The sequence below is a fragment of the Shewanella sp. Iso12 genome (assembly GCF_012030025.1).
GTDB classification, from domain to species: domain Bacteria; phylum Pseudomonadota; class Gammaproteobacteria; order Enterobacterales; family Shewanellaceae; genus Shewanella; species Shewanella algae.
This window is the reverse complement of sequence record NZ_JAAUHW010000002.1, coordinates 305,871-331,608: the sequence shown is the minus strand read 5'-3', so window position 1 is coordinate 331,608 and position 25,738 is coordinate 305,871. Positions and strand designations below refer to the sequence as shown.

Genomic DNA, 25,738 nt, shown 5'->3' with positions numbered 1-25,738 from the left:
TTAATCAGACTGCTATCAGGCACTCATCACAGATTTGGGTTCCAGACTGAAGCTATCGCCTCCTTCGGTGCAAAACTGCAGCTTGCCCTCTGCGGTTAAAATAAAGTACTCACCAAACAGGTTACCACCCATATCTTCCAGACATAAACCGGCATTGATCTGTTTGGACCTCATCTCATCCACGCTGTGGCAACCATCGCTGAACCAGGTTTCCAAAAACAGCTTGCCACCTTCACGATACAGGGTCAGTTCTTCACCACTGCCGGGGCGACTATCCTGCCAACAACCAAGAAATTCTCGCTGTTGTTCGTTCTGTCGGTGCAGACGCTTGCGCTTTTCTACTCCAGACATATCCATACCCTTAAACCATGTCAGCCCAGCCTCTTTGACTGACCCCAAATGCATGACATTAAGCATAGAACTCATAGTGCCCCTTTACCCGGCCAAAAGTAACAGAAAAGTGAAAAATTTGATTCAAAATCATTAAAAACCAATAAGTTAGAATGAAATCTCTCTAATGTGCGCAGTGTAGCCCAGTGAAAAAATAAAAGTGTGATCAAGATCACTTATTGCAGCTAATTTAAGCAATTTATGAAATGACTCACACAATGCCCTTCCCGTCGGCCGTTTAAACGGTCACACCATGGCAAATGGGGCCAAAAATAAAGGGCGGCCCCGAGGCCGCCCTTTATCTTCAACAATATTTCTTAGGGAAGGTGCGAATAAGTCCTCGTGGCCTTCTCTTTTGTAGAGAGTGGCTTGCACAGCAATTGGCGTTCAAGGCATCTGACTGAAGGCATGCCGGGGCCTGTCGAAGTCGGATAACGCAGAAAGCTGGTTGCTGTGAAAGCCCCGAAGGGCGTGGCTTACAGGCCTGCCTGCTGTGTTGTGCTTCTTGCAAAGGACTAGGGCCATTTACTGCGAACCACGCCTTGCATCCAGGCCTGTAAGCCGACGCAGAGCACGCATGGGACTTGTTCGCACCTTCCTTAGCTTAGCTTGCGCTCTTCGGCCTGGCAGACTGCCGCGGTAAACAACACATCGGTAGAAGAGTTCAGTGCAGTTTCGGCCGCATCCTGAATGACCCCGATAACAAAGCCAACAGCCACCACCTGAATGGCGATGCTGTCGCTGATGCCAAACAAGCTACAAGCCAGAGGGATCAGCAGCAGTGAACCACCGGCTACCCCGGAGGCACCACAAGCCGACACAGCGGCCACCAGGCTCAACAGCAAAGCGGTAGGCAGGTCGACACTGGTGCCTGTGGTATGCACCGCTGCCAGGGTCAGTACTGTAATGGTAATTGCCGCGCCGCCCATGTTGATAGTGGCCCCCAGAGGAATAGAAACCGAATAGGTGTCTTTATGCAGTTTGAGGCGCTCACACAAGGCCATGTTCACCGGAATATTGGCGGCGCTCGAACGGGTAAAGAAGGCGGTTACGCCGCTCTCTCTCAGACAAGCGAACACCAGCGGGTAAGGATTGCGTCTTGTCTTGTAGAACACCAAGAGCGGATTCACGACCAGGGCTATGATAGCCATGCTTCCCAGCAAGACGCCGAGCAGACGGCCATAATTGTACACTTCCTCAAAACCGCTCTCGGCAAAGGTCACGGCCACCAGACCGAAAATGCCTATCGGCGCCAAGCGGATAATAAAGCGCACCATCTGTGAGATCCCATGACTGACATCGGCAAATACCTGTTTGGTCGAATCACTGGAATGATGCAGTGCCAATCCAAGACCAATACCCCAAGCCAGAATACCGATATAGTTGGCATTCATCAGAGCATTGACTGGGTTGTCGACCAATTTGAACAACAGAGTATTGAGAACTTCCAGAATACCTTGCGGCGGCGACAATAACTGTTCAGGCGCCCTGAGCTTGAGTGTGGTGGGAAACATAAAGCTCATTACCACAGCTGTAAGTGCCGAGGCAAAAGTACCGAACAGGTACAAAGCGATAATTGGCCGCATATTGCTCTTGGTATTTTTCTTCTGATTGGCAATCGATGCCGCCACCAGCAGAAATACCAGGATCGGCGCTATCGCCTTAAGCGCGCCGACAAAAAGATCTCCAAGGAAAGAAACGCTCTTTGCCCATTCCGGAGCAAAGTGTGCGAGCCCCATGCCCGCGATGATCCCCAAAAGGATTTGCAGTACAAGACTGCTCTTGGCCAATCGGGCCAAAAGTAAAGAAGATTGGTTCATTGCCTGACCTGTCGTTATTATCTTTCTGGCACCAGTGCCACAGGAGTTACGTTTTTAGCGGATGAAACCGCTAATGTCTAGCTTTGAAGCCTATTTGTGTCGTCTGGATAACCCTGAGCACGCATTTTGGCAACAGTGATGTCATTTTTGACTATCTTGTGCAATTTGGGCGCCTCTGAGCATAGCTTCGATGAGTTCATGGGCATCGAACTTGGTGAGGGCTTCGTTGGCACCTACCTGGTGCGCCTGGCTGACACTGATCTCACTGGAAAGCGAGGTATGCAGAATAATATAAGCTCCGGCGAGTGCCGGTTTGTCTCTCACCTCAAAGGCGAGTTCATAACCATCCAGACCTGGCATTTCGATGTCGCTCACCAGGAGATCCACTGGGCGCTTTTCGGCCGCGGCCTTTTCCATGATGGCCAAAGCCTGAGCACCGTTTGAGGTAACTTCATAGGGGATATTTATGGAGTCCAGCGCATCGGACAGCTGCTTTCTGGCCACCTTGGAGTCGTCCACCAGCAAGATCCGCAGCGGTTTCAACCTTTCCCTTTGCACATCGGTCAGCATGGCCACACTCTGGGCCGCAATCGGGAAAATCTTCGACAGCAGCAACTCAACATCCAGCAGTTGTACCAGCTTATTGTCGTAGCGGGTCACCCCGGTCAGATAGGCATTGCGTCCCAGGTTATCCGGCGGTGATTCAATATCTCGCCAGTTACATTCGAGGATCTTGTCTATGCCGCGAACCAGAAAGCCTATCTCCATCCGCTGACAATCTGTGATGATGATAAAACAGCTCTTGCGCTCCTCTGCGGTGACCGGGCGATAACCGACGGCCGCCGCCATATCCACTACGGGAATAGTGTGTCCTCTGAAGTTTACCGCACCCATCACAGCCGAATGAGATTGGGGGATCTGGTTTAGTGGCATATAAGGTACCAACTCACGGATCTTCAAGGTGCCGATGGCAAACAGCTGGCTTGCCGACAGATGAAACAGCAGCAGTCCCTGAGATTGATTGGCCTTACTCTTCATAACAACACCATAACAGACAATAAGTTAAACGCTTCAGGATAACACAGGCTTGAACCTATGGTGGCCTACTGCAGTTCACAATTGCGACTCAATAGGCAAAAGGCTGAGGATATCGGCACTGAGACGGCGCCAGAAACCGGCGGCAGGCTCATTATAGAACACCTCTTGTTTGGCATCGTCGTGCCACACCAGCTCATCCTCCTCCAGCGCCAATCGGTAAGCATTGTGCAGCAAGGCGCCGCCCAGTTGCCGCTGCATGTGTTCGGCAAGCTTGGGCTGATGTAGCAGAATTCCCATTTCAGTATTGATCCAGGCAGAGCGGGGATCAAAATTGAACGAGCCGACGAACACATCTTTATCGTCCAGCACAAAAGTTTTGGCATGTAGACTGGTGCGTGAGCTGCCGCGCCATGAAGAAGGCTTATGGTCAGGGTCGGCCTTGACTTCATAGAGGCTGACACCGGCTTCCAGCAGTTGCCTACGATACTTCTTGTAGCCGGCATGCACGGCCACTACATCTGTGGCGGCCAGGCTATTGGTCACCACAGTAACCTCAATGCCATTGGCTACCGCCTGTGCCAGGGCATCGGCCCCTTTGGCGGTGGGCACAAAATAGGGCGAAATGATCAGTATGTTGTTTTCAACCTGGGACAGAAAACGACCGATATCGGCCAGCATCCAACTCTCGGGCTCGGCGCTGCGCAGCTTATCGGGCGGGTCAAACAACACCTTGGCTTCGCCCCAATACCAGTCGAGTTGCTGCTGCTCCATGTTGGTTATCAACTGGCTCTGCAACAGGCGCTGATAATAGGGGTGATCCTGCATCGCCTGCTGCTCCTGCCGCATCTTGGCATCGGCCTGCAGCAGTTTTTCCCGGGTCAGACGCTTGGGCAGCAGCTGCTCAAGTGGAATGGTCAGCGGCGCATTCCAGTAAAGATCAAACTGATCAGAGATAGCCGGGACGGCTTTTCCTATGGCGAGCAAGTCAAAGTCACCGAACTCAAGTTCATCGTTGGCAGAAAAGTACTCATTGCCTATGTTGCGCCCTCCCACCACAGAAACCATGTTGTCCACCGTCAGCGACTTATTGTGCATTCTGTGGTTCAAGCGGGTGAAACTGAACAGCCAAGACAAGCCTCTGAAGGTGCGGGAATATACCGGGTTATAGAGGCGAACCTGAATATTGGGATGATGATTCAAGGCCGCCAGTCCGGATTCGAGCGGCGCACTCGTGGTGTCATCCAGCAGCAGCCTTACCCGCACACCGCGCTCGGCGGCTTCCAACAGTTGCCACACCAGGGTTTTGCCGGTTTCATCGGCCCGATAAATGTAGTACTGCAGATCAATACTGCTCTGGGCACTGCGGATAAGCGCCAACCTGGCAATAAAGGCATCGACACCTTCGGCCAACGGCAGCACACCCGTCTGCGATGGGTGGATGGATAATTGAGGTTCCAGATAATCCAGCAAGACAGAACTCTCCGGCGTTGCCAGATAGCTGGAGTCGCTGTAAGCGGGATCCCGTGTCGGTGCCGAGCTACAGGCACTCAGCAAGGACAAGAGGATCAACAGTATTCCAAACTGTGGCAACATTTTGAATATTCTTCGAAATAGTGAAGAGTATTCAAGCATTAATTCGTTCCGGGATCCAGCATTCCCGCCTCCAGCTCTGGCTTGCTATTCCTGTAAAGCATAGAGCACATCGAACACAAACTGATCCCAGCCATGGGATTCAAAGGCAGCATCGGCCACCGCTCGAATACGGGCAACCGCATGCAGCGGTGCCACACCATGTTCCATCAGATAGTAGGCCAGCAACAGACAGGTACGGTTTTGCCCAGACTCGCAATGAACCAGTACCCCTAGCCCGGCTGCACGCTGGCGCTTGATAAAGTCGAGCGCCTTGGGCAACTGCTCGACACAGAGCCGTAAATCGGCATCCAGCGGGGTTTCTCCACTCGGCAAAGGGATACAGGCAAACTCAAATGGCGACTGAGGCCAATCGGCCGCCACATTTTCAGCCAGGGAAAGAATCGCGCCTATCCCGGAGCGCTGCAGCTCATCGAGATCCCAGTTCTGGCCTGCTGGGCCCCGGCTTCCTGCCAACTCTCCCTCTTCCAGCCAAAAGAGTGGTTGCATCTGTGTTTTCCTCAGTAATACGCGACTTCAGTCAGGCTTCAGAATACCTCAAATCGCCAGAGGATTTCGTTGATTTATGCCAAAAAGATTAACTTGGACGACCTGCTTCCAAGTCAAGCAGTTGTTGCTTCATGGCCAGGCCCCAGGCATAACCGGTCAACTTGCCATCCTTGCCTATGACTCTGTGACAAGGCACGATGATCGCTATCGGGTTGGCGCCATTGGCAGTGCCGACTGCGCGGACCGCTTTCGGGTTATCAATCTTTATGGCCAGCTCGCCGTAACTGGTGAAGCTGCCGTAGGACAACCCCACCAACGCCTGCCAAACGGCGCGTTGAAAGCGTGTCCCTTTGGGAGCCAAAGGCAACTCGAAGACCTGTCTAGCGCCAGCAAAATACTCCAATAGCTGGCTCTTGGTCTGCGCCAATATCGCCTCAGCCCGCGCCTTTTGCGCCGCACTCGCGCTCGCCAGCGGGATCCGGCGCTCTCTGTCATCCCCCGTCAAAACCGACAGATGTGACAACCCATGCGGCCCCGCAGCAAGCCACAGCCTGCCCACAGCCGAATCCATGATAAGCTCCGCCACCGGCACCAATTCTGCTGCCGGCCACTCTTTACTCAGCGATACGGCCAAGCTCGGTTTATCTTGTGTATTCATAGGATTAATCCCTTGATTTTATGGCTTTTGAATAGGAGTTTGACCCTGATGCCTGTCACCTCTGCAACCCATCTCAGAGCTCTTCATTCATTGCTATTAATGGGTTCTATGCCGACTGCCAAAGTTGCAAAGTAAGATAACTGCCCCAGGGCGACGCCGCTTCAGTGACACCTTGCAGTAACGCTTGGTAATGGGCCGCACTTTTCTTGGCGTCACTCTTGTTGTCCATACTTTTCTTGTCAGCACTTTTCTTGCCTTTATGCTGACCAACTGCACCTTGTTTAGCCGAATCCGGGTTAAGTTGAGCCAAGTTCCCGTTAACCTCGGTCGAGATTGTCGTTTCACCAAGCAGCGTGAGCAGACGTTTACGGATTATCAAATCGCCGCCGAGCAACACATCAGGATCCGACAACCCGCGCATTCTGGCGTAGGCTATGGTCCAGGGGCCAATCCCTTTCAAACTGAGCCAAGCCTCGGGCTCGGTATCACCATGCTCAAGCTGAAAACGCGCCAACTCAGCCAATGCCGTCTTTCTGCTTGCGGGCATTTTCAACTCGTCAAAGTCCGCCGCCAACATGCTTTCTGGCTCGGGAAAGAAGCTGATTTCGCGCCCGGCGATAACTCGCCTCTCACCTCTGGCTGCCACCAACTGCCCCAACAGTTTTGTGGCTTGGGTAACGCTGACCTGCTGGCCCAGAACAGCCCGCACCCCGGCTTCAAACAGAGAGCCTGCTGCCGGCAGCCTCAGCCCCGGCTCCCAACCAAAGGTGGAGTCTGCCAGTGTGATAGGTTGCAACACTTGCTCAACCTGCTGCATATCAGCGTCGAGATCCAATATCCTTCTTATCCGATTGACCAATACCGGCAACAAGCTAAGCTCGGCGCCCTCTTCCAATGCCAGGGTAACTGCGACTCTATTTTGCGAGGCCTGCAACTCGGCAAAAAACCAAGCTTTGAACCCGCCTTTGTCGCTGTTGAGTAACAGGCTGCGACCATAGCCCTGGCGGCCATTAAGTTCAAACCACTCCATTCCTGTTACCGCCCGCAGGCGATAAAAATCAAGTAGCGCTTGCCAGGCATAAGGCGGCCGGTAACTCAAAAAAAGTTGCAGCCTGTTACTGTCGTCCATTTGCGTATCAACGCTACGTCTGAGCGCCGACGGGGTAAGCTGCAGCTGACTCTGAAACACTTCGTTGAAACGGCGAATACTTGTGTATCCCGCAGCCAAGGCCACCTGCGTGATAGGGAGCCGGGTTTGGTGCAGCAACTGCTTGGCAAACATCAATTGCTGAAACGCAGCGTATTGCTTGGGAGACAGGCCCAGCGCTTCGACAAACAGCTTGCGCAGATAACGACTGCTGATCCCGAGGCGCTGTGCCAAGTGCTCGACACCTTTCGCCGACTCGCCGCTCAAGGCGCCCTGCTCTATCAGGGTTACCGCCCGCTCCAGCGTGGTTCTCGTGCCTTTCCAAGCACAGGAGCCGGGCGCACTTTCCGGCCGGCAACGCAAACAGGGGCGCAAACCTTGATTTGCCGCGGCGGCGGCCGAGAAAAAGTAATCGACATTTTCCTCTTTCGGCGCCACCGCTGGGCAGATAGGCCGGCAATAGATCCCCGTCGTCTTCACCCCGATAAAGAAGCGGCCATCAAACCTGGGATCGCGACTAAGTCTCGCCCGGCGACAGGTGTCGGTGCTGAGCTCGGTAAAAATCGTCATCATCTGTTTCGCTATCGTCTATAACCTGGATGCAGATTACCCCGCGAACACGGGGGAAACCAGCGGAAAACGGAACTGAACCCCGAGACCAAACCCAAACTATTGATCCGGAATAATAGCTGCCCTACAGATAAAAATTGGGTATGCTGGAACGGCTTGAATAAAAATCACTCCAGATCCGCAAGGCCCGATGTCTGCCCGCATAACAGGGCAAGAATCATTCTTTGCCAAGAGATAAATCGCCCATAACAGTTTGCCAAGAGAAGGCCATGATAAAGACGTTGTTTTCCCGCTTTGAACACTGGACGGATCCACTGCCGGATATAGATCCATCTCCGCCGCCCAAAGGGCTCTATGCTTTTTGCCGCCACTACACCAAAGGTTTCGAACGACCGCTGATATTGATGTCAATATTGACTGCGATTCTGGCCATGCTGGAAGTGTCGCTGTTTGGCTTTATGGGACAATTGGTTGACTGGCTGGTAGACAAGGATCCACAAACCCTGCTGCAGGATGAAGGACTCAAGTTACTCGGCATGACTTTGCTGGTACTCGTGCTCTTGCCTGTACTCATCTTGCTGCACGCCTTGATTGTCTACCAAAGTCTGCTGGGCAACTATCCGATGGCCATCCGCTGGCTGGCGCACAAATACCTTTTGAAACAGAGTGTTTCCTTCTATCAGGACGACTTTGCCGGCCGCATAGCCACCAAGGTGATGCAAACCTCTCTGGCGGTGCGGGAAACCGTGATGAAACTCTTGGACGTGCTGGTCTACATAATGGTGTATTTCACCTCCATGTTGGTGATGATAGCCAGTGCCGATATGCGCTTGATGCTGCCCATGTTGGCATGGCTTGCCATATATATCGGCCTGCAGTGGTATTTCGTGCCCAAGCTGAAAGCCGTGTCTACCGAGCAGGCCGATGCCCGCTCAACCATGACGGGTCGAATCGTCGACAGTTACACCAATATTGCCACAGTCAAACTCTTCTCCCACACCCAACAGGAAGCCGAATACGCTCAGTCGAGCATGAAAACCTTCCTGGATACCGTGCACCGGCAGATGCGTCTGGTCACCGGAATTAACGTCAGTGTGCAGCTGCTGAACTATTTCCTGGCCTTTAGCGTGGCAGCCGTATCCATCTGGCTCTGGAGCGACAGTGCCATCAGTGTCGGCGCCATAGCGATCGCCGTCAGCCTGGCGCTGCGCCTTAACGGCATGTCGCAATGGATAATGTGGGAAATCAGCTCACTGTTTGAAAATATAGGGACAGTGGCCGATGGTATGAGCACCCTGTCCAAACCCACCCGCATTCTGGATGCCGAAGACGCCAAAGCCATTTTGGTTGAGCAAGGACAAATCGTTTTCGATAAGGTCAGCTTTCACTATGGAGAACAGAGCGGCGTGCTGGAAGGCCTGGATTTACAGATCAAGCCAGGTGAAAAAGTCGGTCTGGTGGGTCGTTCGGGTGCCGGTAAGTCCACCTTGGTCAATCTGCTGATGCGTTTTCATGATGTGGAAAAGGGAAAAATTCTGATAGATGGTCAGGATATACGTAAAGTCACCCAGGATTCGCTGCGCTCACAGATAGGCATGGTGACTCAGGATACCTCCTTGCTGCACAGATCCATCAGAGAAAATATTCTTTATGGTCGTCCCGATGCCACTGAAGAGGAACTGGAGCAAGCCATCATCAAGGCCCAGGCCAGTGAGTTTATCGCCTCTTTGACAGATCCGTCGGGAAATACCGGGCTGGATGCCCAGGTGGGTGAACGGGGTGTCAAATTATCCGGCGGTCAAAGGCAGCGTATTGCCATCGCCAGAGTGCTATTGAAAGATGCGCCAATCCTGATCCTGGATGAAGCCACCTCGGCACTCGACTCGGAAGTGGAAGCGGCAATTCAGGAAAGCCTCTATCAACTGATGGAAGGAAAAACCGTTATCGCTATCGCTCACAGGCTATCAACCATAGCCGCTATGGATAGATTGATAGTGCTGGATCAGGGCAAAGTCGTCGAACAAGGCAGCCATCAGGAACTGATCCGCAGCAAAGGGATTTACGCCCAGCTGTGGGCCCACCAAACAGGCGGTTTTATTGGTGTAGACTAAAATATCTATATACCGCCCTGCTTTTCAGCATAGAACAACATTCCAGGAAGCCATCGCGGCTTCCTGTTTTTTAAGCCTTCCATGTAAAGAGACACTTACCTTGACTAACTGCGACTTGCTTACTCGAGTAGCGACTTTTTACTCAAGTAGTAACTCGGCGGGTATCCGGGCAAAACAATCTGACGTATCGGTAGTGAAGCCTGAACCTGATAAGAGCAGTTAATAAGATCTGCATTTTGGGGCCATGTCTCGATACATGGTTGGATAAATACTCTAACAGTCCATTCGGGGTTAGAGCGTGCTGTTTTCGATAGGAAGCAAACGTTGAAGAGATAAATAACAAAAAACCACCCTAAGGTGGTTAGTGTTTCTCTTGAAGGAGAATCTTTGGTGGAGCTAGACGGGATCGAACCGTCGACCTCTTGCATGCCATGCAAGCGCTCTCCCAGCTGAGCTATAGCCCCGAAATTCTGTTAATAACAAAATCTCTCGGAAAATGTGGCATCCCCTAGGGGATTCGAACCCCTGTTACCGCCGTGAAAGGGCGGTGTCCTAGGCCTCTAGACGAAGGGGACCCCGGACTCACTGTTTAACCTCTGTGATAAGAGTATTTGGTGGAGCTAGACGGGATCGAACCGTCGACCTCTTGCATGCCATGCAAGCGCTCTCCCAGCTGAGCTATAGCCCCGAAATTCTGCCAAAAACAAAATCTCTTGGAAAATGTGGCATCCCCTAGGGGATTCGAACCCCTGTTACCGCCGTGAAAGGGCGGTGTCCTAGGCCTCTAGACGAAGGGGACCCCGGACTCACTGTTTAACCTCTGTGATAAGAGTACAGGTTTTGCTAAACGCTGCGAAAATTGGCATCCCCTAGGGGATTCGAACCCCTGTTACCGCCGTGAAAGGGCGGTGTCCTAGGCCTCTAGACGAAGGGGACCCTGGACTCACTGTTTAACCTCTGTGATAAGAGTATTTGGTGGAGCTAGACGGGATCGAACCGTCGACCTCTTGCATGCCATGCAAGCGCTCTCCCAGCTGAGCTATAGCCCCGAAATTCTGTCAAAAACAAAATCTCTCGAAAAATGTGGCATCCCCTAGGGGATTCGAACCCCTGTTACCGCCGTGAAAGGGCGGTGTCCTAGGCCTCTAGACGAAGGGGACCCCGGACTCACGTTTTAGACTCTGTGAAAGGAGTGCAGGTTTTACTAAACGCTGCAAAATGCGGCATCCCCTAGGGGATTCGAACCACGGTTACCGCCGACTCTCTACCCAAGGAAAGTGGGCGGTGCCCTAGGCCTCTAGGCTAAGCCAACCCCGGACTCACTGTTTAACCTCTGTGATAAGAGTACAGGTTTTGTTAAACACTGCGAAAATGGCATCCCCTAGGGGATTCGAACCCCTGTTACCGCCGTGAAAGGGCGGTGTCCTAGGCCTCTAGACGAAGGGGACCCCGGACTCACTGTTTAACCTCTGTGATAAGAGTACAGGTTTTACTAAACACTGCGAAAATTGGCATCCCCTAGGGGATTCGAACCCCTGTTACCGCCGTGAAAGGGCGGTGTCCTAGGCCTCTAGACGAAGGGGACCCCGGACTTAAGCATTTAAACTCGGCTTAAAAAGAGCTTATTGAGAGAAGTTGGTGGAGCTAGACGGGATCGAACCGTCGACCTCTTGCATGCCATGCAAGCGCTCTCCCAGCTGAGCTATAGCCCCAAGCTATCTCTCATTACGTTTGAGTGTACTGCCAGCAACTTGCTGCCCTGTGCCTCAACTGCGAGGCGCATTCTATGCAGCACACCCAAATGTGTCAACGCCTTTTTTAGGAATTTATTCTGGCTGCTACAAATTCAACCGCTTTGGAGATTCTTTGCTCGCAACGAGCTTTCCCAATGAGAAATAAGGTTAAATCCAGAGCAGGAGATTGGCCCGCACCTGTCACGGCAACCCGCAAAGGCATGCCGACTTTACCCATTCCCACCTCCAGTTCGGCCGCAGTTGACTCAATGGCATTGTGAATCGCTTCCACAGTCCACTCAGGCAAAGCTGCCAACTTCTGTTGCACCAGTTGCAAGGGTTCCAATGCGACCCCACGCAAGTGCTTCTTGGCCTGTGCTTCATCAAACGCCTCGAAGTCTTCATAGAAGTAACGGCTGGAGGTAGCCATCTCTTTGAGTGTCTTGCTACGCTCTGCCAATGCAGTAACGATTTCAGCCAGTGCCGGGCCATTACTGGGATCTATCTGCTGATCACGCATGTGCCATTCGAGGAAACCGGCCACATATTCTGGATCCAGCGACTTCATATAGTGCTGGTTCAACCAAATCAGCTTTTCGGTATTGAATGCCGAAGCCGCCTTGTTGATATCGTCCAATTTGAAGAACTGCTTCATCTCCTCCAGAGAGAAGATCTCCTGATCGCCATGAGACCAGCCTAAACGCACCAGGTAATTCAGCAAGGCTTCCGGCAGATAACCGTCATCACGATACTGCATTACGCTCACTGCGCCGTGACGCTTGGAAAGCTTGGCACCATCGTCACCCAGGATCATGGATACGTGGGCATACTCAGGAACGGGTGCACCCAGGGCCTTGAGAATGTTGATCTGTCTTGGGGTGTTATTGATATGGTCTTCACCGCGAACCACGCAAGTGATACCCATATCCCAATCATCAACCACCACACAGAAGTTATAAGTAGGAGTACCGTCGCTGCGGGCAATGATTAGGTCATCCAGTTCTTCGTTGGCAATTTCAATCCGGCCGCGAACATGATCATCAAAAACCACGCTGCCTTCCTGTGGGTTTTTGAAACGCACTACATAAGGTTCATCTGTATCACGGGGAGCGGCATCACGGCAGCAGCCATCATACTTCTGGCGTTCACCCTTGGCGGCCTGCTCTTCACGCAGAGCTTCAATGCGCTCACGAGAGCAATAACACTTGTAAGCCGTGCCCTCTTTTAACATCTGAGCGATGATCTCGTTGTATCGATCGAAGCGTTTGGTCTGATAGTAAGGACCTTCGTCCCAATTCAGGCCCAACCATTCCATCCCTTCCAGAATGGCATCAACCGCCTCCTGAGTAGAACGCTCAAGATCCGTATCTTCGATACGCAGCACAAACTCGCCATTATTGGCACGAGCGTGCAACCAGGAGTATAGAGCCGTACGGGCACCGCCCACATGAAGAAAGCCGGTAGGGCTGGGAGCAAAACGCGTCTTGGTGGTCATAATTGAACACTAACCTTAAGAATAAACGCCTGCCAGGCAGGCAAATGAAAAGTGCGCATATTCTAGCAGCCTAACCCTACAGGGGAAAAGAGCTCTGGCCGACAGTCACAAGATAGATATTGCGGCCCTGGATTGCCCTGCCGAGCCATATCCAGGGTAAGACACACCCGGATAGCGCTCCAGGCTGTAATACCAGCGCTTCTTTCACGCTGGCTAAATTTTCAACTACGCTTCAGGAAAGCATCTTTTTTGTGGAACAGAGGCTATGACAGGAATCAGTCAATCGGCTTCCCTCGCCAGCATTGCGGCCTATTTGAAGCACACCAACGACTATGACGAGCAAACGGCGCAAAAAGAAGCCAGAGAAGTGATGCATAACCTGGTGACTATGCGTCAGAAAGGCTTTATTACCGGCTGGTACTTTGACGAGCAGGGGCACCTGGAGCTACTGCCCAGTGACGCCGTGCTCAAGCGCATAGATCCCCCCAAGTAAATCAAAGTCGCAATAGGCGGTTTTCCACCCAAAGTCGACAACACCGTGAGCAAGATCTCACCCAAACAGCAAAAAGGCGTGACATCCATCAAATAAACTACACTTTAGCAACCAATGAGTTACAAAAAAGTAATCAAGTTGGCGCACTACTTGCCTTACCCAATACAGACCTTAGGGAAAGTCGGCTGTATTCCCGCTGGAGATACGCACTTTGGGGTACGTATTTTTCAATAACTCAAGAGCATATAAAAAGGACACATCATGAGTGCATTCAATCCATCCAAACTCTTTACCCAGCCACTGAAAACCCTTGCCAAAGTGACGGCTTTGGCCGGCGCATTGGCGAGCTTCTCGGTTCTGGCAGAACCGGTAGAGATTAAGTTTTCCCACGTTGTGGCAGAAAACACCCCCAAGGGCCAGATGGCACTGAAGTTCAAGGCCTTGGTCGAAGAACGCCTGCCGGGTGAATATCAGGTCAGTGTGTTCCCCAACTCACAACTCTTCGGAGACAACAATGAACTGGCCGCACTGCTGCTCAACGATGTGCAGTTGGTTGCGCCATCACTTTCCAAGTTCGAGCGTTACACCAAAAAACTGCAGCTGTTCGATCTGCCGTTTTTGTTCAAAGACATGGCCGCTGTCGACAAGTTCCAGCAGAGTGAAGCCGGGCAAAAGCTGCTGAACTCCATGAAGCGAAAAGGCGTTGTTGGCCTCGGTTATCTGCACAATGGTATGAAGCAGTTCTCTGCCAATGAGCCGCTGCTTTTGCCCAAGGACGCCAGCGGCAAAAAATTCCGGGTTATGGCCTCTGACGTTCTGGCGGCCCAGTTTGCCGCCGTTGATGCAACTGCGGTTAAAAAGCCCTTCTCCGAGGTGTTCACCTTGTTGCAAACCCGCGCCATAGATGGTCAGGAAAACACCTGGTCCAATATCTACTCCAAAAAATTCTTCGAGGTGCAGAGCCATATCACCGAAAGTAACCATGGTGTGCTCGACTACATGGTGGTGACCTCCAACACGTTCTGGAAGAGTCTGCCCGGCGATAAGCGGAAAATCATCAAAGAAGCGCTCGATGAAGCCATTGCCTATGGCAACAAGATTGCCGGTGACAAGAATGACCAGGACCGCCAGTTGATCATCGACTCCAAACGCTCTTTGGTAGTTGAGCTCACCCCAGAGCAACGCCAGGCCTGGGTTGATGCAATGAAGCCGGTATGGGCCAAATTTGAAGACCAAATCGGCAAAGACGTGATAGATGCCGCCGTGGCCGCCAACCAGTAAGTCAGTATGGGGGCTCCGGCCCCCGCAATTTCTGCGGAGAGCAATATGATTTCACGCGCCTTGGGCTACTTTGAGGAAGGCTTTCTCAACTTATTGATCACCCTGATGACGGTACTTGTCTTTGTCGAAGTCGTTGCCCGCTTCTTTTTCAATACAGGGTTTCTCTGGATGCAGGAGCTGACCTTGACCCTCTGTGGTTGGTTTGTCCTCTTTGGCATGTCATACGGCGTTAAAGTCGGTGCCCATATAGGTGTCGATGCCTTCGTCAAAAAGCTTCCCAGGACAGGCCGCAAATACGCCGCCATGCTGGCTGCTGTCATCTGTTTGATCTATTGCTGCCTGTTCCTTAAAGGCAGCTGGGATTATCTCAGCCAGATGTATCAGATTGGGATACCCATGGAAGATATCGACTTCCCCCATGCCCTGGTTGCCAAACTGGACCCCGACTTTGCCTGGGAAACCTTGCGCATAGATGTGGAAGATCCGGCAGTACCACTGTGGATCTCCCAAAGCATTCTGATTATCGGTTTTGCCATGTTGACCTGGCGTTTCATTGAACTGTTTTTTGCCATTCTGACCAACCGCTCACAAGGATTCAGCTTCCACGATGAAGCCAAGGAAAGCATGCACCTGGCAGACGAAAACGAAGCCGGCGAAGACAAAAACAACTCCAAGCATGAGTAGGTAACGCCATGACAATAGCTACCCTCTTTATCGTCTTATTTGTTTGTATGCTGCTCGGCATGCCCATTGCCATTGCACTGGGTTTCTCCAGCATGCTGACTATTTTACTGTTTTCCAACGATTCGCTGGCCTCTGTGGCCCTGAAACTCTATGAGTCCACTTCAGAGCACTACACTTTGCTGGCGATCCCTTTCTTTATTCTGTCCTCGGCCTTTCTCTCCACCGGCGGCGTCGCCAGGCGGATCATCGACTTCGCCATGGACAGTGTCGGCCATATCCGCGGCGGTTTAGCCATGGCCTCGGTCATGGCCTGTATGTTGTTTGCCGCCGTCTCCGGCTCTTCTCCGGCCACAGTGGCAGCTATCGGCTCCATAGTTATCGTCGGCATGATCCGCGCCGGATATCCGGAAAAATTTGCCGCCGGGGTTATTACCACCTCAGGTACCCTGGGAATACTGATCCCACCATCGATTGTGATGCTGGTTTATTCGGCAGCCACCGAAGTGTCCGCGGCGCGGATGTTTATGGCCGGGCTGATCCCTGGGTTACTGGCGGGGATGCTGATCATGCTGGCCATCTATATAGTGGCCCGTATCAAGGGACTACCTTCCCTGCCCTTCCCCGGCATTCGCAAGCTCTCTATCTCAACGGCCAAGGCGCTGGGTGGCCTGATGCTGATTGTCATAGTGCTGGGTTCCATTTACGGCGGGGTCGCCAGCCCCACGGAAGCCTCGGCGGTCGCCTGTATCTATGCCTATTTCATTGCCGTCTTCGGCTATCGCGATATCGGGCCACTGAAAAATGTCGCCTGGCGCAATCCTGGTGAGCCTATAGTCAAAGCCATAGGCCGCAATCTGGGATACAGCTTACTGGGGTTACTCAAGACACCGGCCGACAGAGAGATACGCGCCGTCGTCAGGGATGGCGCCAAAGTCAGCATCATGCTGCTGTTTATCATAGGCAACGCCATGCTGTTCGCCCATGTATTGACCACAGAGCGGATCCCTCACATGATTGCCGAAAACATAGTCGGCATGGGCCTGCCTGCCTGGGGCTTTCTCATCATAGTCAACCTGTTGTTGCTGGCCGCAGGTAACTTTATGGAGCCATCAGCCATTTTGCTTATTATGGCGCCCATCCTCTTCCCCATCGCCACCCAGTTGGGGATCGACCCCATTCACCTTGGGATCATCATGGTGGTCAATATGGAGATAGGAATGCTGACGCCGCCGGTGGGGCTTAATCTGTTTGTGACCTCGGGGATCACAGGCAAGAGCATAGGTTGGGTAATCCATGCCTGCCTGCCTTGGCTGCTGCTGTTACTGGGGTTCCTTATTCTGATCACCTATGTTCCTCAAGTATCTCTGTTCCTGCCTGAGTATCTGGATTCGCTGCGGAGCTTTTAATCCTTGAAATCATCAGGGCTATCGGCGAGTCTAAGACTCGCCGATTTCTTACGCCGGAACTACACCGAATAACGCCGGGACAATAAGATGCCGCTCAACAACAAGACCCGAAAGCGCCTGCTTATCACCACCATGCTGGTGACGGGTCTGTTTATTACCCTCAAACTGACCTACTGGTACCATCTGGATAAGGGATTCACCCAATACCAGGCCCTGGCAGACAAACAGCTCAGCGAAGTCATAAGCTTTATTGAAGGCGCACTCATTCGCTATGAGAGTATTCCCCATGTGCTGTCCACCAACCCCATGCTGGCCCGGGTAATCAAGAGTAGCGCAGACAAGAGCGAAATCAGCAAAATCAACAAATACTTTGAAGAGATACAGCATGTCACCGAAGCCTCTGATATCTATCTGCTCAATAGCCAAGGGGATGCTATTGCCGCCAGTAACTGGCAGCAAGCCTATTCGTTTATCGGTCAGAATTATGCCTTTCGTCCCTACTACACAGAAGCCATAGCCGGCAGGCTGGGCAGCTATTACGCCGTCGGCACCTCGTCCAACACCAGGGGGTTTTATTTCTCCTACCCGATTTACGATCAGGGTAAAGTACTCGGTGTCATAGTGGTCAAGGTCGATATTGCCGATATTGAAGAGCAGATGACGGGGCTAGCCAAGGCGGGCCAGTATGAACTGGCCATCAGCGGTGAGGATGAAGTCATCTTTCTGGCCAGTATTGCCAATTGGCGTCTGAGGTCACTGCAACCCCTGGCTGCGGAAAGGTTGCAACAGATAACCCTTAGCCGCCGTTATGCCGACCGTAAGCTGCAGGAACTCAGGATAGATCCGCCCTACCGGCAGGAAACACCCGCACACAGGACACTATATCGGATAGAAAACGATCAGGGCCGGGCCCAATATCTGGATACCCGCAATGAAATGACCAAGGTAGGCTGGTATGTGCATGTGCTGACACCTGTGGCACCTTTGTATCGTTCACTGCCCCCTGTGATGTTGCTGTCCGCCAGTATCTTTCTGTTGCTGGCATTGGGGCTGCTGTTCAGTCTCGAGCGGCGCCGTAACCTAAGACGCATGCGCCAGGCCCAGAGCCAGCTGGAACATAGGGTCAAAGAACGTACCCGGGAGCTGGAAGATGCCAACACCCAACTGAAACAAACCCAGGATGAACTGATCCAGGCCGCCAAGCTGACTGTCATCGGCAGTCTGTCTGCCAGCATCAACCATGAAATCAATCAACCATTGGCGGCGCTGCGCAGTTATGCCCAAAACACTCAAACCTTTCTTGGTCGGGGCATGCATGACAAGGCACAGGAAAACCTGGTCACCATCATCAGCCTAACCGACCGCTTGGCGGAAATAGTTGCCCAGTTCAAGAGCTTCACCCGCAAGAGCCAGGGCCAGGACAAGCCCACCAGTATCAATGAAACCGTGCAGGAGGCGCTGACCATAGTGCATCCGGAAATCGACAAGCAGGGGGTCCGGCTCGAACTGCAGCTCCCGGGTAAGCCCTGGTGCTTCTACGGCGATAAAATACGCCTGCAACAGGTACTGGTGAACCTTATCAGCAACGCCATAGTCGCCATGCAACGAGTCGATGAGCGTTTGTTGACCATCAGCATCAGCGTAGAAGAGATGCTGTGTATCCGTATTCAGGATTCCGGCCCAGGCGTCAACGAAAGCCAGATGGAGAAAATTTTCGAACCCTATTTTACCACCAGCCAACGACAGGGATTGGGTCTGGGACTCTCCATCTCCCGCCGAATTGTCGAGTCCATGCAGGGCTCCATCAGCGTCGCCAACGCCGCCGAAGGTGGCGCTGTATTTCAGATCCTGTTGCCTCTGTACCGCGGCGAGGAAACCCAATGAGCGAACAAGAATACACAGTCCTGATCCTGGACGACGAACCCCATATAGGCACAGTGCTGAGCCAATTATTTGAACTCGAAGGCATCAGTGCCAAGGCATCGACCCAACCGAAAGAGATCTTGCGCCACCTCAGCCGCAACTGGATGGGAGTGGTCATTACCGATGTCAACATGCCCGGCATGGACGGCATCAGTGTCATGCAGCAAATCAAACAGCTGGATGCCGATCTGCCGGTGATACTGATCACCGGCTTTGGCGATATCGCCATGGCGGTCAGCGCCGTTAAACAGGGCGCCTATGACTTTCTGGAAAAACCCTTCAACAACGAGCATATTCTGGATGTCGTCAAGCGGGCACTGGACAAGCGCAGCCTGACGCTGGAGAACCGTAAGCTCAAGCAGGAGCTGGAATCCCAGAGCCTGCCAGGCCCAAGGATCCTCGGCAACAGTCCGGGTATCCGTCAGATGCGCCATCTCATCCACCAGGTGCTGGATACCCCGGCCGATATCCTGATCGAGGGTGAAACCGGCACTGGCAAAGAGTTGGTTGCCCGTTACCTGCACGATCACAGCCCCAGACACGGCGCCAACTTTGTCGCCATCAACTGTGGTGCTATCCCGGAAAACATCATAGAGAGTGAGCTGTTCGGTGCAGAAGCAGGAGCCTTTACCGGCGCCGACAAGACCCGGATTGGCAAATTTGAGTACGCCAACGGCGGTACCCTGTTCCTCGATGAAATTGAAAGCACACCTATGGCATTGCAGGTCAAGCTGCTGCGTGTACTGGAAGACAGGAGAGTCGAGCGTCTGGGCTCCAATAAATCCATAGCGCTGGACATCAGGGTGATTGCCGCGACCAAGGTCGACCTCAAAGAACTCTGCCGCCAGGGCAGCTTTCGCGAAGATCTCTTCTATCGTCTCAATCTGGTGACTGTGGCCATTCCGCCGCTGAGGGAGCGACGGGAAGATATTCCCTTGCTGTTTCTGCACTTTGCCCGTATTGCTTCGGCCCGCTACCACAAGGCGCTGATTGCCCTTGGCGGTGAGCAGCAGGCCCGTCTCAGTACCCATGAATGGCCCGGCAATGTGCGCGAATTGAGAAATCTGGCGGAACGTTATGTTCTGCTTGGCGCCGAGGCAGCCTTTGCCGGCGCCATAGGCAGCAGTGACAGCCTGCAAAGCGGCATGTCACTGACTCAAAGGGTGGAGTTTTTCGAAAGACTGCTGATTGAAGAAGCCCTGGCGCACAACAAGGGCTCCATCAAGCTGACCATGGAACAGTTGGAGCTACCGCGCAAGACCCTCTACGACAAGATGCGCAAATATGGTCTTGAGCGTAAAGATTACCTCAACGATGCCCCTTGAGGCGTATCCATCTCCTGGCTGAGCGGCTGTTTTTGCCGCCAGCCAAGGCGCCAAACCGCCAGCGAAGTCAAAAACAGCAAAACCATGGATCCCATCACCACGCCCTGCCACTCGCCTCGCTGCCAGAACAGCATCAAAAAAGGGCCTCCCATTGCGGCGCCAAGGTAATAGCAGCACAGATATAATGAAGTGGCCTTGGCCCTGTGGCTGCTGGCGCGCATGGCCACAAAGGAGTTACAGCAACTGTGGGTAATAAAGAAACCGCAGGAGGTGAGCAAAAAGCCTACGCAGATCCACACCTGGGTATCCAGCAGAGTCAGCAGACTGCCGCACAACATCAGCAGCAAGGAAATTCTGAACAGAGGCAACTGCCCATGGCGGGCAATCCACCTGGCGGTGTAATAAGACGCCAGTGTGCCGCTTGAGTAGCAGAGGAAAATCAGCGTCGCCTCAAACCGGCTCCAATCATAAGGCGGTGCCATCAAGTGCAACTGAATAAAGCTGTACTGGTTGACCATCATCATAAATGCCAGCCCACCGATAAGGTAAGCCAGTCGCATCTGACTATCCTTGAGGTGATGCACAAAGCCCCGTAAGTCTTCACTGCCACCGCGCCAGAAACGCCACTGTTTCGGCAGCCGTTCTCGCTTGGCGGCGCTGACGGCATTGGGCAGTAAATAGCTGACCAGTGCCACCCCAAACAGACTCACCGCCAGCAGCAGCCACATGGCATCCTGCCATAATAGATGTTGCGACATCAGCCCGCCAAACAGCCGACCGATAATGCCACCGAAACTGTTGGCGGTAATGTAAACCGCCGCGGCCTTGAGCATGGTCTCAGGTCTGAGTTGCTCCTTGAAATAAGCCATGGCGATGGCCGGTACAGCCGCCAGCAATATCCCCTGAAGCAACCTTACCGCCACTAGTGCATTGAAATCTTTAACAAATACCAACAAGATATTGGACAGCGCCAGGGCCCAGAGGCTGATAACTATCGGCTTGTGACGGCCAATCCTGTCCGAGACTATGGCATAGCCAAGCAAGGAAAACGCCAGCGTAAAGCTGGTGACAGAAAGCACCAGAGTCGACTTGGCTGCCGTTACCTGAAAATGCTCGGCAATCAAGGGCAGCATCCCCTGCATCAAATACAGATTGATATAAACCACCACTGATGCCACGCACAGTGCCCAAATCAAACGGGTATCACGCGCATGCCGGCCAACGGCTTCGACCTTAGTCACTCCGACCTCTTAAATTAGCAAAGGATTCACCACAACAAGGTTAGCACCGGGCAATGCATAACAATAATAGATAAATAATATCGATTTCATCAATTTTTGTTATGCTTGAAAAACTTCCTCAAGATTATCCGCAAGAGTAAGGCGAGACGTGGACATCCGACAACTAAAACACCTGGATAACCTGGTTAAGTACGGCAGTTTTACCCGAGCAGCAGAGAAGCTGAATTTGGCCCAACCCGCCCTCAGTCAGAGTATCAAGCGACTGGAGCAATCTCTCGGCGTCACTCTGGTCGACCGCAGTGGCAGCCGCCAGGAAAGCGGCATTCGCCTCACTGCCGAAGGGCTGGCGCTGCATCAACATGCGGTATTGATCCTCAAACAGCTGAGTCAGGCAGAGGCCCATATCCGGGCCATGGCCGAGCTGGCCAAGGGCGAAGTGCGAATTGCCGTGCCCGGTATGTTGGGCTCTTTCTACCTGCCGTCACGGGTGATGGCTTTTCGCCATCAGTATCCGGATTTGAAGCTGTCTCTGTTTGAGGGAGGCACCCGCGATGCCCTGAGGATGCTGGAGCAGGAAGAGGTGGATATAGCGATTATCACGGCCCAGGATCTCAAGCCTGAGTTCGAGTCCTGTCTGTTAATTAGAGAGCAGATGGTGGTAGCTTCAAGCCCTGAACACCCCTTGGCCACAAATGAGGCCGTAACGCTGGAGCAGTTTTTCGCCCATGAGTTAGTGATGTTCAAACCCGGTTATTTTCATCGTGAATGGATGCTGAGCCGAGCCAGAGAGCTGCAACTCGAGCCTAGGATCGCCTTTGAAACCAACCTGATAAACCTGATAAAACAGATTGTAAGTCAAGGGTTTGCCGTCACCAGTGTGTTGGAAATGGTGGTCAATGAAAGAGATGACATCATAGCCCTGCCCTTCGCACCTCCTGTACATCTCGACCTGCATATTGCCTGGAAGAAACAGCGCCCGGTAAGCCAGGCCGACCGGGCCTTTGTGGAGTTTTTGCTGGCCAATAAGTAAAAGGCCCGGTGGAACCCGCAACGTAGATCAGATAAGGATCGGTTGACCGATCCTCCTGATGAGAGACAATCGGAAACCTGTTTGTAGGTTTCCGATTTTTTATGTCTATTCAAAAGCGGTGTCACCAGGTAATACGCCGAAGCGTCTAAACAGTCTGCGAGGAGACTTGTCCATCCTTTTTATAGACAAACGCCCTAAGCCAAATCGGCCTAGGGCGGTAAAAATATCAAAGACCCGATATCCTGTTAATCACAAAGCAGCTCCGCTTAAGTGAACTACGTTGCGGTGGAACCCGGGCCTTTTTGCGTCTGAGTGGATCATCTCAGTGGATCACATAGGCTCGTGTTTAAGTACCGCCCTATCCAGCTTGACTCTCATCACTTGCGGATCCCGCTTCAGCTTTTCGAGCACAGCCAGGAGATCGCTGCCTTCACTGGCGGCCAACACCATCAGCTGAGTGTCATTTTGCCAATCCAACCTCAGGCCTGAATCGGCAGCAAAGGCCGCGGCATCAACACCAGGCTTGAGTTTGACCACCAGCTTTCCGGTCACTGTCGCAAAAGGCTCGCCGGCCTCTGTCACCAGTTGCTCTCCCTGGCTCAGCCTGCTGGCTTTCTGCACACCTTTGTCTGTCTTGACATAAAAGGTATCCTTCAGTCCGAGGAAGTCGGCTCTATCGCCCTGTTGCTGATACTGCTTGCCGTTATCTTCAAAAGGATTTTTATCATGCGCCATTGCAGGAGCCGCCAAAAGTGTCAGCCCCATGGCCATCATTGCTGTTGAAATCTTCATCTGTTACTCCTTAAGATGCTGCCTTGGCCTTGTGGCCATGAAAACGAATGGACCAGCCCTTCAACATACCGTTACTCTCATTGGGAATACTGATATAACCCTTGTCATATTTGAGGAACTGATATTCACCGCTGTTCACATCTATCAGCTTAATGGTCCACACACCTTTGGTGTTTTCACCATAGAAAGCATTTGAGAGCATAGGCGTCTTATCATAGCCTTTGACCAGGTCATCCGGATCGTTGGGATCCATCACGCCCTGATACACCAGGCCATTGAAAGGCGTCATCAACACACTGCGGGTACCTGCCGGAGACACCAACTCAACCGCCAGATCAGGAAGACGCAGATGATCGGCGCTGAGCTCAATCTGCACCGCTTCCACCACCAAATCCTCGGCAACCTCAAGAGAGTCTGAAACCCCGGCAAGACTGGCATCCGGAATCGCCTTATCAAGATCCTTTTCACTGGCAATCCAGTCAGTCAACAGATACTCACCCAAGTCTGCCTTGTAGTCCTTGGCCATAGCTACAGCCGCACTGACATCTACCCTGCCAAAACCATACTCATTGTGGAAATGAAATCCTGCGGCGTTGTCCTGCCAGGCTGAGATAGCCTCATAGACAGGCGCCTTGTCCCCCTCACCGATAGCAACCGTCTTGGCGGGTATATCGGCATCCACCTTGGTGGCAGTCGAAGCCAAGATATGGCGAATATCACGCCAGGAAAGAGAGGGGTTGGCACTCATAATCATGGCGACTGCACCACTGGTATTGGGCGCTGCTGACGATGTTCCGTTCATGGTAGAACGATAGTCACATTCCAGATTGAGTGGATGCAGGCCGCCGTCAAAAGGCGTTGATGGGCGCTCTTCGGTAACCGAACTCCCCTTGTCACAGCCGGCTCTGTCCGTGGTCACAATGGCGGGATCATCCTCACCATATTCCCCACCCGGCGCAGTAACGAACACATTGGAACCTACAGAAGAATAACTTGAGCGCTTACCGGCTGCATTGATTGCCGATACCAAGAGGTTATATACGTTGGCATTGTCGGAGGACATGTTGGCATTATGGAAGGGCAAACCGTGGTTGGGCACTTTGCCTTCTTTTGGCGCACTGAAATAATCACCGGGGATCCAGAAGGTATTGAACGCCTTGTAATATTTGTAGCCATTACCGGCAGACTTGACAAAGATGCTGCCCTTGCCGTCAAAACTGTCTTTGGTAATAGCACCATAGACCTCATTTTCATCTTCATCAAATCCATGGGGGAAAGGCACTGAATAACCATAGCTCTGGTTAAACACCCTGGCATTGTCACTGTAAGCACTGGCACCGTGGGACTTGGCGAAGTTCTCAAAGGTTTGTACGCTCTTGACCTTACCGCTGGGATCCTTATCCAGGAAGTTAAAGCCGATAAGGTTGGCATCGGGGGCAACACCGCGGCCACCAAGGCCATTCCAACCGGCAGCGGCTATGATCCCACCAACAGAAGTACCGTGCGAAGCACTGTCGGCAAATGGCGTAGGATCGATAGTGCCGGTGATCAGGTTATAGGAGCCGCCTTCAATAACATTGGCCTTGAGATCCGGGTGACTAATCTCCAGACCATCATCTACCACAGCAACAATAACGCCTTTACCGGTAACACCTGAGGCAATAGCATCACTGACATTCATGTCTTCACCGGCCACACCGCGATTCTTGGCAAAGGCATTTTGGCCTGTGTTTTTCAAATGCCACTGATGCTGATACAAAGGGTCGCCACCGTCGATACGCAATGTCAGCGTTGAGATAGACTCGCTCTTGCCGTCACTGACTTTGAAGCGCACGACTTCTGTGCCTTCCAACGCATCGGTCTGGTAGCTGAAGCTGCCCTTGGCCGCATCATTGATGGTCAAAGTCCCTAACTTGACTTCGCCGGGATCCACTAACGAAAAGGTTATCCCTCCTTCGGCATCTCTTCCTTCCAGTTGACCATCCAGGCGTACCGACTGACGAACGTCATAGGTCACATCCTGACTCTCAGGGGCTGTATTAACCGGCTCAGGTGCCTTCTTGTTGTCACTGCCACACCCCGCCAATAAGACTGCGGCTATGCTCAGCGCAATAATCGACTTATGCATACTTCTTTTCCTTTTGATAATAAAACGCCATACCGCCGAAAACAGGTTTTCGGAAGCAGATTTTTAATAGGTATGGCGTATTTTTTATTGTTATAGCTTGGTCAAAATCAAGCATTAACATATGTATCACATGTAACAGCTAATTCAATAAGAGAAAAACAACAAGCAGGAAAAATCCTACATATGATACGAAATACGTTATTTGATGTATTTTATGAAAGACTAAATAAAGAAATGGTAAACCTATAAATCTAAAAACAATTTCCTATATAAGCCAGATCGCAAATGTAATAAAACAGCATGTTGTTTAAACAATTAGTTACAAATTGCCAAG

Annotated in this window: 19 protein-coding genes, 10 tRNA genes and 1 pseudogene; 9 read left to right on the top strand and 21 right to left on the bottom strand. The window is 52.3% G+C overall.

Annotated elements, in window-relative coordinates; genetic code table 11:
• Window positions 1-15 precede the first annotated feature (15 nt).
• From HCX89_RS05455 to HCX89_RS05425, 7 genes are all read right to left on the bottom strand, one after another.
• On the bottom strand, window positions 16-351 hold the full coding sequence (locus tag HCX89_RS05455; protein ID WP_232786082.1) for a hypothetical protein: 336 nt from the start codon (window positions 349-351) through the stop codon (window positions 16-18).
• Window positions 352-989: 638 nt separating this feature from the next.
• Window positions 990-2,210 (bottom strand): serine/threonine transporter SstT, encoded by a 1,221-nt coding sequence (sstT, locus tag HCX89_RS05450; RefSeq protein ID WP_025012087.1) that lies wholly within the window; start codon window positions 2,208-2,210, stop codon window positions 990-992.
• Between the two features lie 141 nt (window positions 2,211-2,351).
• Window positions 2,352-3,248 carry a chemotaxis protein gene (locus HCX89_RS05445; protein ID WP_028781045.1) on the bottom strand — a complete coding sequence of 299 codons (897 nt, stop codon included), beginning with the start codon at window positions 3,246-3,248 and terminating at the stop codon, window positions 2,352-2,354.
• Between the two features lie 75 nt (window positions 3,249-3,323).
• The gene (locus tag HCX89_RS05440) at window positions 3,324-4,841 is read right to left on the bottom strand and encodes a phospholipase D family protein (protein ID WP_167715319.1); all 1,518 of its coding nucleotides are present in this window, start codon (window positions 4,839-4,841) and stop codon (window positions 3,324-3,326) included.
• An 84-nt stretch (window positions 4,842-4,925) separates the two neighbouring features.
• Complete coding sequence (locus HCX89_RS05435; RefSeq protein WP_025889437.1) at window positions 4,926-5,387, bottom strand: dual specificity protein phosphatase family protein; 462 nt, start codon at window positions 5,385-5,387, stop codon at window positions 4,926-4,928.
• An 88-nt stretch (window positions 5,388-5,475) separates the two neighbouring features.
• Window positions 5,476-5,958, bottom strand: a complete 483-nt coding sequence (locus HCX89_RS05430; RefSeq protein WP_167715430.1) for a methylated-DNA--[protein]-cysteine S-methyltransferase — start codon at window positions 5,956-5,958, stop codon at window positions 5,476-5,478.
• Between the two features lie 193 nt (window positions 5,959-6,151).
• Window positions 6,152-7,765 carry a DNA-3-methyladenine glycosylase 2 family protein gene (locus HCX89_RS05425; protein WP_167715317.1) on the bottom strand — a complete coding sequence of 538 codons (1,614 nt, stop codon included), beginning with the start codon at window positions 7,763-7,765 and terminating at the stop codon, window positions 6,152-6,154.
• 278 nt (window positions 7,766-8,043) lie between these two features.
• Between HCX89_RS05425 and HCX89_RS05420 the strand changes: the two genes are divergently transcribed.
• Window positions 8,044-9,873 carry an ABC transporter ATP-binding protein gene (locus tag HCX89_RS05420; protein WP_167715428.1) on the top strand — a complete coding sequence of 610 codons (1,830 nt, stop codon included), beginning with the start codon at window positions 8,044-8,046 and terminating at the stop codon, window positions 9,871-9,873.
• Window positions 9,874-10,261: 388 nt separating this feature from the next.
• Here the strand turns inward: HCX89_RS05420 and HCX89_RS05415 are convergent.
• The 11 genes from HCX89_RS05415 to gltX all read right to left on the bottom strand — a co-directional run bounded on the left by HCX89_RS05415 (window position 10,262) and on the right by gltX (window position 13,101).
• Window positions 10,262-10,337: transfer RNA gene (locus HCX89_RS05415), tRNA-Ala, on the bottom strand.
• 35 nt (window positions 10,338-10,372) lie between these two features.
• Window positions 10,373-10,448, bottom strand: a tRNA-Glu gene (locus HCX89_RS05410).
• Between the two features lie 37 nt (window positions 10,449-10,485).
• Window positions 10,486-10,561: transfer RNA gene (locus HCX89_RS05405), tRNA-Ala, on the bottom strand.
• Window positions 10,562-10,596: 35 nt separating this feature from the next.
• Window positions 10,597-10,672, bottom strand: a tRNA-Glu gene (locus HCX89_RS05400).
• 61 nt (window positions 10,673-10,733) lie between these two features.
• A tRNA-Glu gene (locus HCX89_RS05395) sits at window positions 10,734-10,809 on the bottom strand.
• 37 nt (window positions 10,810-10,846) lie between these two features.
• Window positions 10,847-10,922: transfer RNA gene (locus HCX89_RS05390), tRNA-Ala, on the bottom strand.
• Between the two features lie 35 nt (window positions 10,923-10,957).
• A tRNA-Glu gene (locus HCX89_RS05385) sits at window positions 10,958-11,033 on the bottom strand.
• A gap of 212 nt (window positions 11,034-11,245) precedes the next feature.
• Window positions 11,246-11,321, bottom strand: a tRNA-Glu gene (locus HCX89_RS05380).
• A gap of 61 nt (window positions 11,322-11,382) precedes the next feature.
• A tRNA-Glu gene (locus tag HCX89_RS05375) sits at window positions 11,383-11,458 on the bottom strand.
• Between the two features lie 51 nt (window positions 11,459-11,509).
• A tRNA-Ala gene (locus HCX89_RS05370) sits at window positions 11,510-11,585 on the bottom strand.
• Window positions 11,586-11,691: 106 nt separating this feature from the next.
• A complete protein-coding gene (gltX, locus tag HCX89_RS05365; protein ID WP_167715315.1) occupies window positions 11,692-13,101 on the bottom strand; it encodes a glutamate--tRNA ligase in 1,410 nt (469 codons plus the stop codon).
• 265 nt (window positions 13,102-13,366) lie between these two features.
• Here gltX and HCX89_RS05360 point away from each other — a divergent pair, with 265 nt between their 5' ends.
• The 6 genes from HCX89_RS05360 to HCX89_RS05335 all read left to right on the top strand — a co-directional run bounded on the left by HCX89_RS05360 (window position 13,367) and on the right by HCX89_RS05335 (window position 20,213).
• Window positions 13,367-13,594 (top strand): hypothetical protein, encoded by a 228-nt coding sequence (locus HCX89_RS05360; protein ID WP_025890110.1) that lies wholly within the window; start codon window positions 13,367-13,369, stop codon window positions 13,592-13,594.
• A 261-nt stretch (window positions 13,595-13,855) separates the two neighbouring features.
• Window positions 13,856-14,875, top strand: coding sequence for a TRAP transporter substrate-binding protein (locus tag HCX89_RS05355; protein WP_028781275.1), 1,020 nt, complete (start codon window positions 13,856-13,858; stop codon window positions 14,873-14,875).
• Window positions 14,876-14,920: 45 nt separating this feature from the next.
• Window positions 14,921-15,559 (top strand): TRAP transporter small permease, encoded by a 639-nt coding sequence (locus HCX89_RS05350; RefSeq protein ID WP_144133698.1) that lies wholly within the window; start codon window positions 14,921-14,923, stop codon window positions 15,557-15,559.
• A gap of 8 nt (window positions 15,560-15,567) precedes the next feature.
• Window positions 15,568-16,965 carry a TRAP transporter large permease gene (locus HCX89_RS05345; RefSeq protein ID WP_144132365.1) on the top strand — a complete coding sequence of 466 codons (1,398 nt, stop codon included), beginning with the start codon at window positions 15,568-15,570 and terminating at the stop codon, window positions 16,963-16,965.
• Between the two features lie 87 nt (window positions 16,966-17,052).
• Window positions 17,053-18,849 (top strand): ATP-binding protein, encoded by a 1,797-nt coding sequence (locus HCX89_RS05340; RefSeq protein WP_167715313.1) that lies wholly within the window; start codon window positions 17,053-17,055, stop codon window positions 18,847-18,849.
• The gene (locus HCX89_RS05335; protein WP_096142300.1) at window positions 18,846-20,213 is read left to right on the top strand and encodes a sigma-54 dependent transcriptional regulator; all 1,368 of its coding nucleotides are present in this window, start codon (window positions 18,846-18,848) and stop codon (window positions 20,211-20,213) included. The genes HCX89_RS05340 and HCX89_RS05335 overlap by 4 nt, the downstream gene beginning before the upstream one ends.
• Here the strand turns inward: HCX89_RS05335 and HCX89_RS05330 are convergent.
• The gene (locus HCX89_RS05330; RefSeq protein ID WP_045282643.1) at window positions 20,192-21,454 is read right to left on the bottom strand and encodes an MFS transporter; all 1,263 of its coding nucleotides are present in this window, start codon (window positions 21,452-21,454) and stop codon (window positions 20,192-20,194) included. The two genes, HCX89_RS05335 and HCX89_RS05330, sit on opposite strands and share 22 nt — an antisense overlap.
• Window positions 21,455-21,602: 148 nt before the next feature.
• Between HCX89_RS05330 and HCX89_RS05325 the strand changes: the two genes are divergently transcribed.
• Window positions 21,603-22,484 carry a LysR family transcriptional regulator gene (locus HCX89_RS05325; RefSeq protein ID WP_028781271.1) on the top strand — a complete coding sequence of 294 codons (882 nt, stop codon included), beginning with the start codon at window positions 21,603-21,605 and terminating at the stop codon, window positions 22,482-22,484.
• Window positions 22,485-22,593: 109 nt separating this feature from the next.
• Window positions 22,594-22,758, top strand: a pseudogene (locus HCX89_RS05320) (IS4 family transposase); the annotation flags it as partial.
• A 56-nt stretch (window positions 22,759-22,814) separates the two neighbouring features.
• Here HCX89_RS05320 and HCX89_RS05315 read toward each other — a convergent pair.
• Window positions 22,815-23,276 (bottom strand): hypothetical protein, encoded by a 462-nt coding sequence (locus HCX89_RS05315; RefSeq protein WP_025010899.1) that lies wholly within the window; start codon window positions 23,274-23,276, stop codon window positions 22,815-22,817.
• Window positions 23,277-23,286: 10 nt separating this feature from the next.
• Window positions 23,287-25,404 carry a S8 family serine peptidase gene (locus HCX89_RS05310; protein WP_115390149.1) on the bottom strand — a complete coding sequence of 706 codons (2,118 nt, stop codon included), beginning with the start codon at window positions 25,402-25,404 and terminating at the stop codon, window positions 23,287-23,289.
• Between the last annotated feature and the right edge of the window lie 334 nt (window positions 25,405-25,738).